Genomic DNA, 17,818 nt, shown 5'->3' with positions numbered 1-17,818 from the left:
AAGATGAATCGAAAGTTGAAGCTTGGCGGTGCAGCGGCAGTTGCTCTCGCAGTGTTCGCCGGCGGCATAGGGGTTGGTTCGGCTGTCGCCGACCCGACAAAAAGCGAAGAGTACGCAGCTGTAGCAGCCGAAAGCACATCGCGACAAACGCTGATCGAAGAGAAGGACGCCTATAAGGACAAGCTTCTCGATCGTCAGAAGGAACTTGAGGCACAGCTCGACAGTGCGCGTGCTCTCGAGGGCGAGTTCCGTTCGAAAGAAGAGTCAGTGGCAAAGCGCGAACAGGCTGTAGGAGCCGCGGAAGCTGCTGTGAAGAAGCGTGAGGACGCGGTGAAGGGCGCTGAGGCTAAGAAGGCTGCTACGACGATCACCGAAGGTTCGTGGACTGTCGGCAGAAATGTCGAGCCCGGGACATACACAACGAGCGCCCCTGTTACCGGTCGTTGTTACTGGGGTATCTACGTGTCGGGGACAAATGGCGACGACATCGTAGCTAACGACAATGTGTCGGGTGGTCAGCCTACGGTCACTTTGCAGGTTGGGCAGGATTTCACCACGAACCGCTGCGGTTCCTGGTCAAAGATCGGTTAGTTCAGTACGTGTGGTAACAGGCCCTATGACTTCGGTTATGGGGCCTCTCCTCGTTGTGGCACTTTTGCTTTGGCATTCGCAGTGCGGATATGGTCACCACATGGGGGTCATACTTTCGATGACTTAGGAGTTTGTTGTGGCGCAGCGTGTGCAGGTGCAGTTGGTTGATGACCTGAATGGTGAAGAAGCTCAGGAGACCGTTCGATTCGGTTTCGAGGGCACGGAGTACGAGATTGATCTGACCACTGAGAACGCTGAGAAGCTGCGTTCGACACTGTCTGAGTATGTGGAAAAGGGCCGGAAGAGCAACGGCGGGAAGCGGAGTCAGGGCGGCACCAAGTCGACCAGCCGTAACAAGCGCCAGAACACGCAGGAGATCCGCCAGTGGGCTCAGGACCACGGGTACAACCCCAGTTCACGGGGACGCATCAACCAGACAATCGTCGACGCCTACAACGAATACAACGAAGCGGATGGCTAACACGCACCTAGGCTAGAACAAACGAAGGACGAGACCGTCAGCTGCGGTGTCGTCCTTCGTTTGTCTCCATCCAGTCAGTTCTCAGCCGGCTCTGCTGGCAAGTCATCCAGGTTGAGTTTGGCGCGCTGCTTCTCAGCCTGCTCGTACAAGCGGGCTATGTACTCCTCAAGCTTCACCCGCCCCGCCCGCCACTGCCCACGACCGCCAACCTGGATGGCCGGCAGGTCACCGCTTTTCACGAGGGCGTACATCTGCGACTGACTCACCGCCAACTCCTCAGCAACATCGGTAAGAGTCATGAAACGAGGCTGAGAAGTCACCTAGTCTGAGCCCCTAAACACTCGATCTTGATCGCATTGAACAGGTCAAGGCTCGCCGCGGCTGATCGAATTGAGTCGTGCCCGCCCCGTACTGTGATGGCGCCAACAGAAGGGTAAACGGCCTCAAACGATACGAACGTCTCGCCGCCGTCGTATGAATAGTCCTCAAGGCCCGAGACGGTGAGCCCAGTTATGCTTCCCCGCGCTGCAAATTTGACGTAGGCAATCATCTCTGCCCCTTGTGTCTGCTCTATCGGAGCCGTAGCAGAAACGACTATCGAGTCGGTGAACAGAAGCACCTCGTAAGCGTTCCTTGGATCAACAACCTGATCCCCTGTGCGCCCAGCCAGGTAGACGATCTCAGAATCACCGATAACGAGAGCTAGTCGTTGCTCTAAGGCGAAGGCAGGGTCACCTTGGCGGCGAAACTCACGATGGGGCCAACCTCGCACGTGCTGCGCGGGACTGTAAGAAAAACGGTGTGTGAGGGGCCGGCCTGATCCGGAAGGAGATGGCCGTGAACGACTTCACGACCGAAGTATCAGAGACGATGATCGATCCTGTGACGGGAGAATTCATCGATCAAAAGGACCTTGCCGAACGCCTGCTTGCCCAAGCGAAGGAGCAAGGCGTGAGCTTGGTCGGCCCTGGTGGGCTGTTGAACCAACTCACGAAGAACGTCCTCGAGACGGCGTTGGACGCCGAGTTGACGGAGCACCTCGGGCACGAGCACGGCGGGATGCCGATCGCAGCGAATATGCGCAACGGCACGAGGTCGAAGACCGTGTTGACCGAGATCGGCCCAGTCGAGATCGAGGTGCCCCGGGATCGCGACGGGTCGTTCGAACCGGTGATCGTGCCCAAGCGGAAACGGCGCTTGGACGGGATCGATCAGATTGTGCTCTCCCTCTCCGCCCGCGGGCTGACCACCGGGGAAATCGCGGCGCACTTCGAGGAGGTCTACGGGGCGAAGGTCTCCAAGGACACCATCAGCCGAATCACGGAGAAAGTCGCCGGGGAGCTGTCCGAGTGGTCCTCCCGTCCCCTGGATCCGCTCTACCCGGTGCTCTTCGTCGACGCGATCGTCGTAAAAGTCCGCGATGGACAAGTGCGGAACACTCCGTTCTATGTGGTCATGGGCGTCACCACAAACGGGGAACGCGAGATCCTGGGCATCTGGGCCGGCGACGGAGGTGAAGGCGCGAGGTTCTGGCTGCAGGTCTTCTCCGAGCTGAAGAACCGTGGCGTCACCGATGTGCTCATCGCCGTCTGTGACGGTCTCAAGGGCCTGCCGGAAGCGATCACGACCACCTGGGAGCGGACCGTGGTGCAGCAGTGCGTCGTGCACCTGATCCGCAACAGCTTCCGTTACGCCGGCCGCCAACACCGTGACGGCATCGTCAAAGCCCTCAAACCCGTCTATACGGCCCCGAGTGAGGCTGCGGCAAAGGACCGGTTCACGGAGTTCGCCGCCGAGTGGGGCTCACGGTATCCGGCGATCGTGAAGCTCTGGGAAAGCTCTTGGGCGGAGTTCGTACCCTTCCTTGAGTACGACGTGGAGATTCGTCGGGTGATCTGCACGACGAACGCGATCGAGTCGATCAACGCGCGCTACCGCCGAGCGGTGCGGGCCAGGGGTCATTTCCCGAACGAGGCCGCAGCCCTGAAGTGTCTCTACCTCGTCACCAGGTCCCTTGACCCGACCGGCGGCGGCAGAGCACGCTGGGTGATCAGGTGGAAACCCGCACTCAACGCGTTCGCGATCACCTTCGCGGGCCGATTCGAGAAAACCAACCACTAATGAAATGCCGGACCCACACACCGTTTATACGACAGTCCCTGCTGCGCGAGAGTGCTTCGGATCGAAGACGTGTGTTCTGAGAGCATGTCCCCATCTTTCAACTAGTGTGATGAGGCAACGGTAGTCGTGGCTGAACTGATTGGGAAGTAAGCCGTATGCGTCAACAACTGACTGTCACCACCAGCCCGTATGCTGCCCCTCGAGGTCGAGAACAAGCGGCATGACGAGCACTATGGTTGCTTGATATGGGACGGATGACTGTTACAACTCACCGCCCAGAGTGGGCGGTAGCTTGTGAGAGCAGGTTCCAAGTCACTCAGCTAGTGTCAGCAGGGACCGTCCAGGATGGTGCCGCAGAATGAGTAAACGACACCGTTGCCGCCGACATCACCGGGGACCTGAATGACATTTATAGTTACCAGCTTCACTCGTTACCATATCTTCCAAACGGCCGACCGTTTGGTCTCCCTTCGCGGCGCCCCATACGAGCGAAGAAGCAACAAGAACGTCATTATGCGGACATGGGACGCGGTGGCTACGGTCGGGTACACGGGGGTTGCTTATTTCGGCGCAACGCCCACAGATCAGTGGATTGCCGAAGTTGCATGGGAAGATGCTTTCGGACGGGGAATGGGCAGTGTCCAATCAGTTCCTACACTGTGGGAAGTTGCTACACGGCTGCAATCGAAACTTCGCGACGAGTTAATCACGCGCAAACTCACGGCACACTATCACGAGATCGTAATATCCGGGTTTTTTTGCCCTCGTGGGGCCAAGGTCCGATTGAGACCGTTCAGATGGTTAATACGACACCAGCCCGGAAAAGGTGGTCAGGTCGATTTCGTAACAACCAGCCTCCGCAATCTACCAACCCAGAGATTAACGGCATACCCAATTGGGCAGATTGATTACGATGTTGCGAAGAAGATGATCAGCTCGTTGAGTATGGTCGGTAGCGAGGGAGAGGAAACTTTTCAGGAATGCTTGGACAATTTTCAGTCCTACTTGGTTGAAGCAGTACGTCAAACTGCCTTGAGTTTCCCTGGAACGGTCGGCGAGGACGTCACTTCTATACATCTATTCTGGGACGCTGAGGGCGGCCCTGAAGCTAAGATAACCTATTTCCCTAAAGTCCAAGAGTCCATGTCGTTTGGAGCAGCTGTTGCATCGCCGGTTTCGTATTCTCCGTGGATTCTGACTCCGTCTGGGTATTTTTCGCCTTCCTTGGTATCAGGGGCGGGAGCAGGATGGAAAACAGATCATTTTAAGTTCGAGATAGTAAATATGGCAAATGCGTCAAGTGACCAAAACCAAATGTCGTGGAAAAGCTTCGAAGGAAGAAGTGCCCCGGGATATCGGCGAAACGCCAGTTCTTGGGCCTCAAATTCAACTAGAGCTGTGTTTGACGACATAACTATTGGTCCGCCAGGTGCCAGCTGAGAAGCAAGCCAAGTTGCATGCCGTGTTGACGAAAGAAGCGCCCCACCTTCAAAGAGGTAGGGCGCTGTCGTGCCGGGGTCTAGCTCTGCGGTGGGTACGCAGACACGACGAGGTTATAGGCCTGAGCGAGGTCGGTGAGACTGTACCTACCGGCGTCATTCCCAACCTCTTCTGCAATAGCTTTGAGCAGCGTAGCGTGCGTCTTCAGCCGTGACGGGTCCTCAATGTTGAGCCGGTGAGTCTCATGCACCGTAGCAGGTAAGGATGTCAACATCGACGCTTGGCGGGAAGGATGGGTGCGGCGCTAGGCCGTGACCCCCGTGATTGCTCGGTCCCTGCGTTTCGATTGCCGCGAACTACTTGATATGCAAGAAATGTCACAACTTACCCGTAGGCTTCAAAAGCCTTCTCCGCACGGACGCGGAGAGCTACCGTATCAGCCCACAGGGGCTAAACCAGGGGATCACATTGAAGAGAAGACTGGCACTTACCACCGCACTCATCATGGGGCTCGGCCTCACAGGTTGTAGCGGGTCGACTCCGACCGTCACGCCGGCGAGCGAGGCACCAGCCGCAGACGCGGCCGCAACCTCAGCACCAGCCGAAACGACCGAAGCCGTATCGAGCCGCACCGCTGCTTTCGGCGATACCGTCACTTTCGATAGTGGCGTTGCCGTCACGGTCACTTTTGATGGATTTAAGCCCGCCTCCCCGTCTGCCTACGGAGCTGTCGAAGGGCAGTACGCAGTCTTCACGATCACGGCGGTAAATAACAGCGCTGAAGAGATAGAGGCAGGAATTATGGGCGGTCCGACGGTGCGGGTTGGAGCTGCGGGCACGCAAGCCCAACTCGCGAGCGATGTTGAGGTGGGTATTGGTTCCAGCATTCTCTCAACGATGCTCCCTGGAAGCACCCAGACGGGCCAGGTGGCTTACGGGATCGCGGCAGCGGATGCTGGCCAAATCCAGATGGAAATAATGGATCCGTCCTTCTCCGGCAAGGACGCGATCTTCCAAGGCTCACTGCTTTAGCAGATTGAAGCAGGCTGTAGCGCCCCACCCTCGAAGAGATGGGTCGCCACAGCGTCGCGGCTAGAACTCGCGTTCGTATTGCACGGTAACGCCGACGATGCGGGCGTTATCGGCCAACGTGTCAGCCGCGTCTCCCGCGACCCTGATTACCCTGAAGCCCAGTAGGTCACCCGGCCGCACGCCACCGGCCAGGACGCTGACCCGTTGGATCTTCTGAGCGTTGCCAGGGGTGTGTGCCGGGGCGTCGTAGTTCGTCGCAGCCGTAGCGACCGACCCATTCAGGGCGGCATCGGGTGAGAGCGAGTCATTTGTCGCCACGCGCCACACAACCGCGCCACCGATCGTGTTCGAGTAGTACGTCAACACAACCCGCGCCCTACTTCCGGGGATCGCATCACCAGGCACGACGACCGCGAAACGAGCTTCCTGCTCGGTCGTCGGATCGAAGTTGATGTACGGGAGGTTGTTCACGTACCCCGCCGTCCCGGTGGTGTTCACGCCAACCAGCGACGGGGACACCACGCCCTTGCTGTAGAGCCTGGGCGATTGCCTGAGGTCGTTCACAACCACGACATCCCTGTTCCCGGTATAACCGGCGAAGACCAGGCCGGCCCTGCCAACGCTTGCTCCAACCCTGATGATTTCGGCGGCAGTGCTCGCAGACCCGCCAGTGAACGAGACACCAGAGAGCATGAGCGCGCCGCCCTGATGGTCGATATACCGGGGGACAAGAGTGGACTCCGAGTTGAACGTAGACGCTGTGTAGGTCGTCGGTCGGCCGATACCCGTCTTCGTGTTCTTCAGGATGAGTGTCCCATTGCGGGATGCGTTGGCGCTGATGCTCAGGCCGACGAAGACACAATTCTGGGAATAGGCGTCGTCGATGAACGGGTAAGAGCCCGACCCGCCTTCCATCTTCGTGTTCATGAAGCGCACGTCGTTCGACGGATAGTTCGTGACCCCGTCGAACTTCAGATCGGTCCCCTTATTACCCTGGAAGATCGAGCCGGTGAAGTGAACAGTCGCGTTGTGCCATCATGAAAGCCGAGGATCTAGTCGGCCTCCGATTGCACGACTGCCGGCACTTCTACGCGTCCGGACTTATCGCCTCTGGGTGCGATGTCGTGACCGTCCAAAGGGCGATGGGACATGCAACTGCCAGCACGACACTGAACACTTACAGCCATCTTTGGCCTACGGCTGAAGACCGTACGAGAAGCGCTGCCTCGGACATGATGCGCGAGTCTTTGGGCGTTCTTGCGGACTCTGGGCGGACAACCGCCGTTCTATAGGGACCTGACTAGGCACGATACCGCGCAGGAAGAGTTGATCCACATCTCCTCCACGGACGGATCGTCGAGGTAGGGCTGCAGAACCCCGAATCCGGCCACGGCGTCATAGATCTGTCGGCGCGCGACGTCGATCCTTCCCAGCGGCGGAAGGACGCCCCGGACGGAGCGCTCCTCGTAGTCGGCGATGGCGTCGTTGACGAGGAGCTGCACTTCGGAGATCTGCAGGGAGGGGTCCAGGCCGCGCCTGCGGATGAGTTCGCGTACCTCGCCCTCGACCAGGCGCACAGCATCCATGGATACCTCCGCACATCCGCACGCCGACGCCGGCGTGACGGCCGAAGCCTGGTGGCTCCCGCCGCTCCACACCCTACTGAACGCCGACCGGCGCGACTAGACGCTGGAGGCCCTGTGCATAAGTACGCGTCCCGCAAGAACGTGCCGCGTATCACGCCCCAGACGCATCAACACGCCGGGAGGAATGCCGGGGCAGCCGCAGGTTTTACCTAAGATTCCGCTTTCACATCCGAAACGTGAGTCCCATTCGTAACAGATATGTAGTCTTCTCGAGATTCACTCAGCTGGCTGACGCCCGGATTCTGCTGGAGAAACCCGTGACCTTGCCCTCCCCCGCCCGGCTACTGTGCGCCGCTCTACTGTCCTTCGGTCTCCTGGGCAGCGCGGTTCCTGCAGTAGCCAACGACGCCGTACCGGCGCCGGTCCCCTCCTCGACGGCCGCTCCGACCGTGCCCTCGACTGCTCCGGCTCCGGCCACCGCTCCGAGTGCCGCTCCTGCTCCGAGTGCGTCTCCCGCTCCGGCTGCGTCTCCTGCTCCGGGTGTGACCACCGCTCCTGCCGCGCCGGCTCCGGCCGGCACGGGCGCCACGAAGCCCACGGCACAACCGAGTGAGGGCGCAGCAGCGACTGCCAACCAGGCGCCCGCACAGGACAAAGTCACGTCCTTCGTTCCGGACCTGAACTGGAACCCGCTCGACGACCCGGACTCCAACGCCCGGTACGGCGAACACTTCGCCCAACCCGTCACCCCGCTCAAGACGGCATCACCCCTGAACATCGACGGCAGCGCCGGGACCGCGGCCATCGGACCGCGCTCGGGCGACTTCAAGGTCACCCTCGTGACGGTGCAGCTCGCAGGAAAGACCAAGGCCGACACCGACGCGATCAACATGACCGCGGCGCGCAACTCGATCACGAAGACCAGCGCGTACTGGAACACAGCTTCTGCCGGTCAAATCTCCATGACCAAGGTGAACGAGTACCGCCACGTCTCCGCCGCGCGGATCACCGACTCGTACGGCACGATCATGGCGACCGTGACGAAGGAACTGAACTGGCAGTACCGGCCGTACGAGGCCCTCGTGATCTTCGTCCCGCACGCGGACCTCAACTACAACGGATCCTGGGGCATCCTCGGCGGTGGCTTCACGGACAGCGACACCAGCGGCCGCATCATCATGCCGTACCCCTCGGCGCTCACCAACAATGTCGTGACGCACGAGTTCGGCCACGTCCTCGGGCTGCACCACGCGAACTCCCTCGCCTGCACCAACGGGCGCTCCGACGTCCCGCGCTCCGGCGGATCCTGGGCCGACCCTGCCTGCTGGTCCTCCGAATACGGCGACACCTCGGACCTCATGGGCTTTGCCCAGGTCAGCTCGCCTCGCATCAACGCCTTCCTCTGGGAGTACGGCGGCTTCGGAACGGCCGGCGACGTCCAGAACGTCGGGAAGCTGACCGACTCTCGCCAGGTAATCCTCCGCCCCTGGGCGGGAACATCGAGCAACCGTGCGGCGAAGTTCACGGATCCCGTGAGTGGCGAGGTCTACTACCTCGAACTCCGGGCCCCTGTGGGCGACGACGCGCAGACAGCCGTCAACGGCAACCGCGGAGTCAAGATCACCAAGCAGGACATCCTCGGATGGTCCGGCAATGCCTCCATCGTGCTCACGCCCAACAGCGGCATCTCGGGATGGGGCAACACGTCGCTGGCATGGCAGGCGGGCCAAACCTTCACCACGCACTCCGGTACAAAGATCCGCATCGACTACGTCAACAACACGGATGCCCGCGTCACGATCGATCCCGTCCAGTCGGTGGCGGGTGTGGCGGGGCCGTTGGTGACGGCTGCTGCTAAGCAGACCCCGGATATCGGCAACCCGACCTCGTCCCTGGTCTGCGGGATCAGCGAGGGCGGCTGCTACCAGAACTACCAGTACGGACAGGTGCACTGGACCAAGGCCACCGGAGCCCATGCCACACAGGGAGCCGTCAACAGCGCCTGGGGCAAATCCGGATGGGAGAAGGGAACCCTCGGCTACCCGGTCACCGACCTGACCTGCGGTCTCAAGAACAGCGGGTGCGTGCAGTCCTTCCAGAAGGGCAACATCTACTGGACCCCCCTCACCGGAGCGGCACTGACCCTCGGAGCGATCGACGGCACCTGGAGTTCCCTCGGCCGCGAGAACAGCAAACTCGGCTACCCCACCGCCAACGAGGCCTGCGGGTTGGTCGACGGCGGCTGCTACCAGAACTTCCAGGGCGGCCAGATCCACTGGAGCGCAGCATCGGGCGCCTCCGCGACCTGGGGCGCCTTCGGCCGGGCCTGGGGCCAGACCGGCTGGGAGAAGGGCTCCCTGGGCTACCCCACCGACAACGAGGTCTGCGGACTCGTCAACGGCGGCTGCTACCAGAACTTCCAGGGCGGCAAGATGCACCGCTCCTCGGCCACCGGCGCCTACATCACCAGCGGCACCATCAGCGCCGCGTGGGGAGCCAGCGGCTGGGAACAGGGCAGGCTCGGCTACCCCACCAGCAACGCCATCTGCGGACTCGTCAACGGCGGCTGCCTCCAGACCTTCCAGAAGGGCAACATCTACACCTCACCGGCATCGGGAACAGCCATCACCGCCGGCGCGATCGACAGCACCTGGAGCGCACTGAGCCGCGAAAAGGGAAAACTCGGCTACCCCACCACGAACGAGGTCTGCGGACTCACCAACGGCGGCTGCTACCAGAACTTCCAGGGCGGCCAGATCCACTGGTCCCCCACCACCGGAGCGAACCCCACCTACGGCACCATCGGAGCCGCCTGGCGCGCCACCGGCTGGGAAACCGGAACCCTGGGCTACCCCACCAGCGGCGAGATCTGCGCGCTCACCAACGGCGGCTGCTACCAGAACTTCCAGAAGGGCCAGATCCACTGGTCCCCCACCACCGGCGCCTACGCCACCCGCGGCGTGATCAACAGCGCCTGGGGCAAGACCCGCTGGGAAGCCGGAACCCTCGGCTACCCCACCAGCAACCAGGCCTGCGGACTGGTCAACGGCGGCTGCTACCAGAACTTCCAGGGCGGCCAGATCCACTGGTCCCCCACCACCGGCGCCCACCCCACCAGCGGCGCCATCGGAGCCGCCTGGCGCGCCACCGGCTGGGAAAAAGGCACCCTCGGCTACCCCACCACCAACGAAACCTGCTCCACCACCACCAAGACCTGCACCCAGAAATTCCAAAAAGGCCAACTCACCTGGACCCCCACCCGCGGCGTCACCCGCTCCTAACCCACCAGGCGCCTAACCGCGTTGACGATGAGGACTTTCGACATGCACCCGTTTTCCCTGACAGCCAAGCTGGCGACCGCGGCCTTTCTCGGGGCCCTGACGCTCTCGCCATTGCCGGCGGTCGCCTCGGAGCCGATTCTTCCGTCTCCGCTCACCCAGCCCGGCCCGACGGCCGAACCGTCAGTGCCTGCTGCCGAGGCGAAGACCGATGGCGGGGAAGCGGGAACGGCTGACACCGCACCTACCGCTGACCCCGTTCCGGCCGCAGAGCCCACACCGGCTCCGTCCGCGTCGTCGTCGGAAGCGGTGACGCCGAAAGCGGTGACGCCGGCACCGGCGACGGCCGATGCCGTCCCGCCCAAGGACGGTGCGGCGTCCGTCGCGTCCCCCTCGGCGGCCGACGCACTCCGCGGTCGGGGCAATGCGCACATGGGCCAGGGGCTGGAGCGGATCTCGGCGACGGGCAACGCGCAGGTCGCAGCACCCCTGCTGTCGCAGCAGTCCTCGACGGACCAGTTCGGAGGCTTGGCGGCCACGTGGCGTCCGGCGGGCATCCAGGGGATGGATGTCAGCAGCCATCAGGGCTACGTCGACTGGGCCACTGCCCGGGCCCAGGGGTCGGTGTTCGCCTATGTGAAGGCGACGGAAGGCACCGGGTACGTCAACCCGTTCTACTCCGACCAGTACGGCGGAGCGGCAGCCGCGGGGATGATCCGTGGGGCATACCACTTCGCCATCCCGACGACAGGATCCTCCGGAGCCGAGCAGGCCACCTATTTCGTGCGTAACGGCGGAGGCTGGTCGGCCGACGGACGGACCCTTCCCCCGCTCCTGGACATCGAATACAACCCGTACCCTTCGCTCGGCAATTCCTGCTACAACATGTCGGCGGCGCAGATGGTCGCGTGGCTTCGGGACTTCTCCTCGACGGTGCGCACCCTGACGGGACGTGTGCCCATGATCTACACGACGACGGACTGGTGGGCCACGTGCACCGGCAATTCGGGAGCGTTCGCCGACCACCCCCTGCACATCGCCGCCTACGGACAGACATCGGCCGGCCTGCTACCCAACGGGTGGTCGTCCTATGCGGTGTGGCAGTACAGCAGCACCGGCCCCTTCGTCGGTGACTCCAACGTCTGGCGCGGAACGGCGGCCGAGCTGTCCGCCTTCGCCGTCAACTCGCAGGTGCAGTCGGTGGCGGGTGTGGCGGGGCCGTTGGTGACGGCTGCTGCTAAGCAGACCCCGGATATCGGCAACCCGACCTCGTCCCTGGTCTGCGGGATCAGCGAGGGCGGCTGCTACCAGAACTACCAGTACGGACAGGTGCACTGGACCAAGGCCACCGGAGCCCATGCCACACAGGGAGCCGTCAACAGCGCCTGGGGCAAATCCGGATGGGAGAAGGGAACCCTCGGCTACCCGGTCACCGACCTGACCTGCGGTCTCAAGAACAGCGGGTGCGTGCAGTCCTTCCAGAAGGGCAACATCTACTGGACCCCCCTCACCGGAGCGGCACTGACCCTCGGAGCGATCGACGGCACCTGGAGTTCCCTCGGCCGCGAGAACAGCAAACTCGGCTACCCCACCGCCAACGAGGCCTGCGGGTTGGTCGACGGCGGCTGCTACCAGAACTTCCAGGGCGGCCAGATCCACTGGAGCGCAGCATCGGGCGCCTCCGCGACCTGGGGCGCCTTCGGCCGGGCCTGGGGCCAGACCGGCTGGGAGAAGGGCTCCCTGGGCTACCCCACCGACAACGAGGTCTGCGGACTCGTCAACGGCGGCTGCTACCAGAACTTCCAGGGCGGCAAGATGCACCGCTCCTCGGCCACCGGCGCCTACATCACCAGCGGCACCATCAGCGCCGCGTGGGGAGCCAGCGGCTGGGAACAGGGCAGGCTCGGCTACCCCACCAGCAACGCCATCTGCGGACTCGTCAACGGCGGCTGCCTCCAGACCTTCCAGAAGGGCAACATCTACACCTCACCGGCATCGGGAACAGCCATCACCGCCGGCGCGATCGACAGCACCTGGAGCGCACTGAGCCGCGAAAAGGGAAAACTCGGCTACCCCACCACGAACGAGGTCTGCGGACTCACCAACGGCGGCTGCTACCAGAACTTCCAGGGCGGCCAGATCCACTGGTCCCCCACCACCGGAGCGAACCCCACCTACGGCACCATCGGAGCCGCCTGGCGCGCCACCGGCTGGGAAACCGGAACCCTGGGCTACCCCACCAGCGGCGAGATCTGCGCGCTCACCAACGGCGGCTGCTACCAGAACTTCCAGAAGGGCCAGATCCACTGGTCCCCCACCACCGGCGCCTACGCCACCCGCGGCGTGATCAACAGCGCCTGGGGCAAGACCCGCTGGGAAGCCGGAACCCTCGGCTACCCCACCAGCAACCAGGCCTGCGGACTGGTCAACGGCGGCTGCTACCAGAACTTCCAGGGCGGCCAGATCCACTGGTCCCCCACCACCGGCGCCCACCCCACCAGCGGCGCCATCGGAGCCGCCTGGCGCGCCACCGGCTGGGAAAAGGGCACCCTCGGCTACCCCACCACCAACGAAACCTGCTCCACCACCACCAAGACCTGCACCCAGAAATTCCAAAAAGGCCAACTCACCTGGACCCCCACCCGCGGCGTCACCCGCTCCTAACCCACCAGGCGCAGTCCCGGGCATCGATCAGATTGTGCCCGGGACTGACCGCATCGCTATGATCGGGGCTTATGTCCCGAAGTGATCCGCCCGAGTCCGCGGCTGAACCCGCACAGGAGAAGGGCGGACGAACCCGGGGCAAAGGACTGCCGGCAGTAGGCGGGGCGTCCGTCGTCGCCGCGGGTGCAAGCTACCTGATCCTCTTCCTCGCGGCGCGTGCCCTCAGCCCGGAAGAGAATGCCCAGTTCCTCACCTTCTGGGCCGTCCTGTTCCTCATCCTCGGCGTCATCGCGGGCATCATCAACGAGTTCACCCGTGCCGTCCGGACGGCGGCGACCGACATCGGGCGACCAGCACAGGGTGCGGCCGTCTTCCCCCTCGGATTGCTGATCGGATGTGGCGGGGCCGTGCTGATCGCTGCCTCCTCGCCGCTCTGGGCGCCGTCGATCCTGCCCGACGACACGATCCTGCTGGTGGCTGTCCTCGCGGTGGCCTCCATCGCCTATGCCGGCCACTGCTCCCTGGCGGGGGCGGCCGGAGGGTCCCAGCGGTGGTCGCTGTTCGCTGGGCTCGCCGCCTCCGAAGCCGTGCTGCGCCTGCTCCTCGTGGTCGTCGTCGTGCTCACGGTGTCCACGCGGGTCGGGCTGGAAGCCGCCAGTGCCGCCGGTGCCCTGACCTGGCTGCTCATCCTCCTGTTCGCACGGTCGTCACGGTCGGCGGTCCGCGCACGGGCAGACGTGGGTACGGCGGCCCTCCTGTCCAACACCGGCCATGCCATGCTCTCGGCCGCGGCCACGGCCGCTCTCATCACCGGGTTCCCCATCCTGCTGCGCCTGACCACGCCCCTCGAGCAGTACGCCGGCGCGGCGCCCCTCATCCTCGCGATCTCCCTCACCCGCGCGCCGATCATGATCCCCCTCCAGGCCTTCCAGTCGGTGCTCATCTCACGCTTCGTCGGCGTGACGGGCACAGCGCTCGTCCGGGCCATAGCCCTTCCCGCCGCGGCGCTGCTCGCGCTCGGCGGCGTCGGGGCGGTAGCGGCCGGCCTGCTCGGGCCCTGGATCATGCTGGTCTTCGGACCCGCCTACGTCGTCGCGCCCCTGACCATGGCAGCCCTGACCTTCGCCGGGTGCCTGATGGCGGTACTGACCGTGACGGGAACCGCCTGCCTCGCCCGGGGCGCGCACACCGCCTACTCGGTGGGCTGGCTGACCGCGACCGCGGCCACCTTCCTCCTGCTCCTGCTGCCCGGTTCACTCGAGTCGCGGGTGATCCTCAGCCTGGTGCTGGGCCCCGTCGCAGGAGCCCTCATCCACCTCGCGGCCCTCCTGACCTCCACCGGGCGCCGGAAAGCCGAGACATCAGCGGAAGAAGGTATCGGACGGTGACAGCCGGACCCCTCGTCAGCGTGATCGTGCCCGTCTACAACAGTGCCTCGACGATCGACCGCGCGCTTGCCAGCGTGCTCGCCCAGAGCTACGGGAACTGGGAACTGCTGGTCGTCGACGATGCCTCGACCGACGACTCCGCCCGGCGCGCCCGGGCCGTCGCAGCGAGCGTCCCGGACAGGCCGGTGCGCGTCATCGACTCGCCGGAGAACCGCGGCAGCTCCGCCGCCAGGAACACGGGCCTCGACGCGGCGGCTGGTGAGTTCGTCGCCTTCCTCGACGCCGACGACGAGTTGTTACCCGACTACCTCGAGGCGCTGACGAGCGCCTGCGACGCGGATACCGACATCGTGGTGTGCGGCCACGTCGTCTCCGTCGACGGTTCCGAGGATCGCCCACGAGCGAGCCGCGACGCCGGACGGATGGATGGGCGCACGGCACTGCGCGCGGCACTGGCGGACCGCATCACGCCGTTCCCCTGGGACAAGCTGTACCGCCGGAGCCTGTTCGACGGCCTCCGCTACCCGGAAGGCCTCAAGCGGTTCGAGGACATGGTGGTGAACCTCGCCCTCTACCCCAGGGCCCGGCACGTCGTCGTTCTGCAGCGCCCCCTCTACCGCTACCGGATCTCCGCAGGCTCCCTCACCTGGGGCCGTGTGCCGTCCAGGGACGACGTAGGGCGGGCCCTCTCGTACCTCGATCTCCATCTCGACGCCGCCTTCCGGCACGGCCGGTTCCAGGCGCCGTACCAGGCGACTTTGACGCTCCTGACGCTCCTGACGGCACAGAGCGCCGCGACGTCCGGCTCCACCGCGACGGGGAGACTCGACCTCCGGCAGTACGGCGCTGACCTGACGCTCGGCCGCCTGGCCGGCTGCGCCAGGGCGCGTCCCGACCTCGCCGCGGCGGGGATACTCCTCAAGGTGGCGCCCGCGCTGTTCGGGGCGGTATACCGGCGCTACGCGCGGCGTTCCTACGGCGCGGAGTAGACGGAGCGCACACCCGACCAGCCGGGTACGCGCGCCGCGGTGGGGTAGATTAGAGGTCATGCCCAAAGCGCCCTATTCCCGCGCCCTCGTCATCATGCCCGCGTGGAACGAGGCCCAGACCGTAGGCAACACGGTCCGTGAAACGCTCGCCATGGAGCAGCAGTACGACGTGCTCGTCGTCGACGACGGATCTACGGACGGGACCGCGGCGGAGGCGGAGGCCGCCGGCGCCACCGTCCTGCGGCTGCCCTTCAACCTCGGTGTCGGCGGAGCCATGCGGGCCGGCTTCAAGTACGCCGCCCGCACCGGCTACGACGCCGTCGTCCAGGTGGACGCCGACGGCCAGCACGACCCCCGTGATATCGAGCGGGTACTCCGCGGGCTGGAGAACGCCGACATCTCCATCGGTGCGCGCTTCGCCGAACGCGGCGAATACCGGGTCTCCGGGCCTCGCAAATGGGCCATGCAGTTCCTCGCGGGGGTCATCTCGGCCCTGGCCAGGACGCGCCTGACGGACGTGACCAGCGGTTTCCGGGCCGCCAACACCCGGGCGATCGCCCAGTACCTGGACCACTACCCGGCCGAGTACCTCGGCGACACCATCGATTCGCTGGTCGTCGCCATCAAGTCGGGCTGCCGGGTGGTCCAGGTCCCCGTGGAGATGCGCGTCCGCCAGGGCGGCACTCCCAGCCACAATCCGACCAAGGCGGCCATCTACCTCGGCCGCTCCGTCTTCGCCCTGCTGTTCGCCCTGACACGCAGGAAATCCGGCCCAGTTCACCTCATGGGAGCCTGACTCTTGGAAACCATCGCCGCCTTCGTGCTGGCCATCATCATCGTCGCGGTCATCCTCGACCTCCTGCGGCGGAAGAAGATCCGGGAGAAGTACGCCGCCCTCTGGCTGATCGTGGGCGCAGCGACCGTGGTGCTCGGCGCATTCCCCCAGCTGCTGGCCATCGCCGCGGAAACCGTGGGCGTCGAGGTCCCGTCGAACCTGCTGTTCGCCCTCGGAATCCTCTTCGTGCTCGGCGTGCTGCTGCACCTCTCCGTCGAAATCTCCTCGGTCGAGGACGAGACACGGGCCCTCGCCGAGGAAGTGGCGATCCTGCGGGCCCAGCTCGAGGCCCTTGCCCCTGAGCGCGCCCTGCCTTCCGACAAGGGAGCCGCCGGGACCCTCGCCGCACCGGCGAAGAACCGCGTCCCGGACCACGGATCTGCAGTCCCGGAGCATGGATCTCCAGGAGGGAAGGGCGCATCCGCCGCGCACCCTCCGCAGAAGCAAAAACACCCCTGACATCACGATGACCGGCGGAACCCTCCGCCCACCCACCACGGAAGGCCTGCCTACCCATGCCACTGGACATTTTCATCCCCTACTGGGGAGATCCCGGCTATCTCAAGGAGACCGTCCGGAGTGTCCTGGCGCAGGACTCCGGCGACTGGCGCCTGACCGTCGTCGACGATGCCTATCCCGACCTCACGGTGAAGGAATACTTCGACGGGATCGATGACGAGCGGATCACCTACATCCGCAAGGAGCAGAACGAGGGCATCACCGCGAACTACCGGACCTGCGTCTCGCTGGCGACGGAGGAGCTGATGACGATCCTCGGCTGCGACGACGTCCTCCTGCCGAACTATGTCGACACGATCCTCGCCGCGCACCGCCGGTTCCCCGAAGCAGCGATCATCCAGCCGGGCGTGCAGATCATCGACGAGGCGGGCACCGTCGTGACGACCCTCGCCGACACGGCCAAGCAGAAGCTGGTCCGCCCGCGCGGTACCGGACTCCAGCTCGTCTCGGGTGAGGCCATCGCGGCGAACCTGATGCACGGCGACTGGTTGTACTGGCCCTCCCTCGCTTTCCGCACCGCCAAGATCCGCGAGGTCGACTTCCGCGAGGGCTTCCCCATCATCCAGGACCTCGCCCTGGTCATGGACATGATCTACAAGGGGGACCAGCTGCTCATCGAGCCCACGCTGTGCTTCTCCTACCGGCGCCACTCCGCCAGCGCCTCGTCCTCCAAGCTCGTCGACGGCTCCCGGTTCGCCGGGGAGCGCGAGTACTTCAGCCTCGCTGCCGGCCAGGCGAAGGAACTCGACTGGAAGCGCGCCGAACGCGCCGCCCGGCTCCGCCTCACCTCCCGGGCCCACGCTGCGACCCTGCTGCCCGGCGCCCTCCTCAGCCGCAACCACACCGCAGCGAAGGCGCTCGCGCGCCACATCTTCGGCCTCTAACGGCCCCTTC

Annotated in this window: 16 protein-coding genes and 1 pseudogene; 12 read left to right on the top strand and 5 right to left on the bottom strand. The window is 64.4% G+C overall.

The features are described 5' to 3' along the window. The first annotated feature begins 3 nt into the window (after nucleotides 1-3). On the top strand, nucleotides 4-591 hold the full coding sequence (locus P5G52_RS09315) for an Rv1352/Rv1906c domain-containing protein (protein ID WP_301226753.1): 588 nt from the start codon (nucleotides 4-6) through the stop codon (nucleotides 589-591). Nucleotides 592-727: 136 nt separating this feature from the next. Then, entirely contained in the window at nucleotides 728-1,072 is a 345-nt protein-coding gene (locus P5G52_RS09310) for a histone-like nucleoid-structuring protein Lsr2 (RefSeq protein ID WP_301226752.1), read from the top strand. Nucleotides 1,073-1,146: 74 nt separating this feature from the next. Here the strand turns inward: P5G52_RS09310 and P5G52_RS09305 are convergent, their stop codons facing one another. Together P5G52_RS09305 and P5G52_RS09300 are read right to left on the bottom strand one after the other, a co-directional pair. Beyond that, nucleotides 1,147-1,371: a helix-turn-helix domain-containing protein gene (locus P5G52_RS09305; protein WP_301226751.1), complete on the bottom strand. Its 225-nt coding sequence runs from the start codon at nucleotides 1,369-1,371 to the stop codon at nucleotides 1,147-1,149. Nucleotides 1,372-1,388: 17 nt separating this feature from the next. Then, nucleotides 1,389-1,691, bottom strand: coding sequence for a hypothetical protein (locus P5G52_RS09300; protein ID WP_301226750.1), 303 nt, complete (start codon nucleotides 1,689-1,691; stop codon nucleotides 1,389-1,391). Nucleotides 1,692-1,942: 251 nt separating this feature from the next. Between P5G52_RS09300 and P5G52_RS09295 the strand changes: the two genes are divergently transcribed. Both P5G52_RS09295 and P5G52_RS09290 read left to right on the top strand, forming a co-directional pair. Beyond that, nucleotides 1,943-3,193 (top strand): IS256 family transposase, encoded by a 1,251-nt coding sequence (locus P5G52_RS09295; RefSeq protein ID WP_301228747.1) that lies wholly within the window; start codon nucleotides 1,943-1,945, stop codon nucleotides 3,191-3,193. Between the two features lie 1,908 nt (nucleotides 3,194-5,101). Further along, on the top strand, nucleotides 5,102-5,665 hold the full coding sequence (locus tag P5G52_RS09290; RefSeq protein ID WP_301226748.1) for a hypothetical protein: 564 nt from the start codon (nucleotides 5,102-5,104) through the stop codon (nucleotides 5,663-5,665). A gap of 60 nt (nucleotides 5,666-5,725) precedes the next feature. On the opposite strand, the gene P5G52_RS09285 is transcribed toward P5G52_RS09290, so the two are convergent. Beyond that, nucleotides 5,726-6,592, bottom strand: coding sequence for a hypothetical protein (locus tag P5G52_RS09285; protein ID WP_301226747.1), 867 nt, complete (start codon nucleotides 6,590-6,592; stop codon nucleotides 5,726-5,728). 110 nt (nucleotides 6,593-6,702) lie between these two features. Between P5G52_RS09285 and P5G52_RS09280 the strand changes: the two genes are divergently transcribed. Next, complete coding sequence (locus P5G52_RS09280; protein WP_301226745.1) at nucleotides 6,703-6,957, top strand: tyrosine-type recombinase/integrase; 255 nt, start codon at nucleotides 6,703-6,705, stop codon at nucleotides 6,955-6,957. A 30-nt stretch (nucleotides 6,958-6,987) separates the two neighbouring features. On the opposite strand, the pseudogene P5G52_RS09275 reads toward P5G52_RS09280, so the two are convergent. Further along, a pseudogene (locus P5G52_RS09275) lies at nucleotides 6,988-7,251 on the bottom strand (CpaF family protein); the annotation flags it as partial. Nucleotides 7,252-7,531: 280 nt separating this feature from the next. Beyond that, on the bottom strand, nucleotides 7,532-7,801 hold the full coding sequence (locus P5G52_RS09270; RefSeq protein WP_301226744.1) for a hypothetical protein: 270 nt from the start codon (nucleotides 7,799-7,801) through the stop codon (nucleotides 7,532-7,534). On the opposite strand from P5G52_RS09270, the gene P5G52_RS09265 reads away from it, so the two are divergent. From P5G52_RS09265 to P5G52_RS09235, 7 genes are all read left to right on the top strand, one after another. Next, nucleotides 7,794-10,532 carry a hypothetical protein gene (locus P5G52_RS09265; RefSeq protein WP_301226742.1) on the top strand — a complete coding sequence of 913 codons (2,739 nt, stop codon included), beginning with the start codon at nucleotides 7,794-7,796 and terminating at the stop codon, nucleotides 10,530-10,532. The genes P5G52_RS09270 and P5G52_RS09265 overlap by 8 nt on opposite strands. Before the next feature lie 42 nt (nucleotides 10,533-10,574). Continuing rightward, complete coding sequence (locus tag P5G52_RS09260; protein WP_301226740.1) at nucleotides 10,575-13,193, top strand: GH25 family lysozyme; 2,619 nt, start codon at nucleotides 10,575-10,577, stop codon at nucleotides 13,191-13,193. Between the two features lie 71 nt (nucleotides 13,194-13,264). Beyond that, complete coding sequence (locus tag P5G52_RS09255) at nucleotides 13,265-14,581, top strand: hypothetical protein (RefSeq protein ID WP_301226738.1); 1,317 nt, start codon at nucleotides 13,265-13,267, stop codon at nucleotides 14,579-14,581. Then, nucleotides 14,578-15,570 carry a glycosyltransferase family 2 protein gene (locus P5G52_RS09250; RefSeq protein WP_301226736.1) on the top strand — a complete coding sequence of 331 codons (993 nt, stop codon included), beginning with the start codon at nucleotides 14,578-14,580 and terminating at the stop codon, nucleotides 15,568-15,570. Before P5G52_RS09255 ends, P5G52_RS09250 begins: the two co-directional genes overlap by 4 nt. A gap of 58 nt (nucleotides 15,571-15,628) precedes the next feature. After that, nucleotides 15,629-16,366 carry a glycosyltransferase family 2 protein gene (locus tag P5G52_RS09245; RefSeq protein WP_301226734.1) on the top strand — a complete coding sequence of 246 codons (738 nt, stop codon included), beginning with the start codon at nucleotides 15,629-15,631 and terminating at the stop codon, nucleotides 16,364-16,366. Nucleotides 16,367-16,369: 3 nt separating this feature from the next. Beyond that, nucleotides 16,370-16,864 carry a DUF2304 domain-containing protein gene (locus P5G52_RS09240; RefSeq protein WP_301226732.1) on the top strand — a complete coding sequence of 165 codons (495 nt, stop codon included), beginning with the start codon at nucleotides 16,370-16,372 and terminating at the stop codon, nucleotides 16,862-16,864. Nucleotides 16,865-16,920: 56 nt separating this feature from the next. Continuing rightward, nucleotides 16,921-17,808, top strand: a complete 888-nt coding sequence (locus P5G52_RS09235; RefSeq protein WP_301226730.1) for a glycosyltransferase family 2 protein — start codon at nucleotides 16,921-16,923, stop codon at nucleotides 17,806-17,808. The last annotated feature ends 10 nt before the right edge of the window (nucleotides 17,809-17,818 follow it).

Origin of the sequence: Arthrobacter burdickii, from assembly GCF_030433645.1 — a bacterium.
Taxonomy (GTDB): Bacteria; Actinomycetota; Actinomycetes; order Actinomycetales; family Micrococcaceae; genus Arthrobacter_D; species Arthrobacter_D burdickii.
The sequence above is the reverse complement of the archived record's forward strand: the minus strand, read 5'-3'. Positions and strand labels throughout refer to the sequence as shown.

Bases quoted from the DNA above. Each gene is read 5' to 3' on its own strand.
- P5G52_RS09315 (WP_301226753.1), top strand. From the start codon at position 4: ATGAATCGAAAGTTGAAGCTTGGCGGTGCAGCGGCAGTTGCTCTCGCA.
- P5G52_RS09305 (WP_301226751.1), bottom strand. From the start codon at position 1,371: ATGACTCTTACCGATGTTGCTGAGGAGTTGGCGGTGAGTCAGTCGCAG.
- P5G52_RS09295 (WP_301228747.1), top strand. From the start codon at position 1,943: ATGATCGATCCTGTGACGGGAGAATTCATCGATCAAAAGGACCTTGCC.
- P5G52_RS09285 (WP_301226747.1), bottom strand. From the start codon at position 6,592: ATGAACACGAAGATGGAAGGCGGGTCGGGCTCTTACCCGTTCATCGAC.
- P5G52_RS09280 (WP_301226745.1), top strand. From the start codon at position 6,703: ATGAAAGCCGAGGATCTAGTCGGCCTCCGATTGCACGACTGCCGGCAC.
- P5G52_RS09260 (WP_301226740.1), top strand. From the start codon at position 10,575: ATGCACCCGTTTTCCCTGACAGCCAAGCTGGCGACCGCGGCCTTTCTC.
- P5G52_RS09255 (WP_301226738.1), top strand. From the start codon at position 13,265: ATGTCCCGAAGTGATCCGCCCGAGTCCGCGGCTGAACCCGCACAGGAG.
- P5G52_RS09245 (WP_301226734.1), top strand. From the start codon at position 15,629: ATGCCCAAAGCGCCCTATTCCCGCGCCCTCGTCATCATGCCCGCGTGG.
- P5G52_RS09235 (WP_301226730.1), top strand. From the start codon at position 16,921: ATGCCACTGGACATTTTCATCCCCTACTGGGGAGATCCCGGCTATCTC.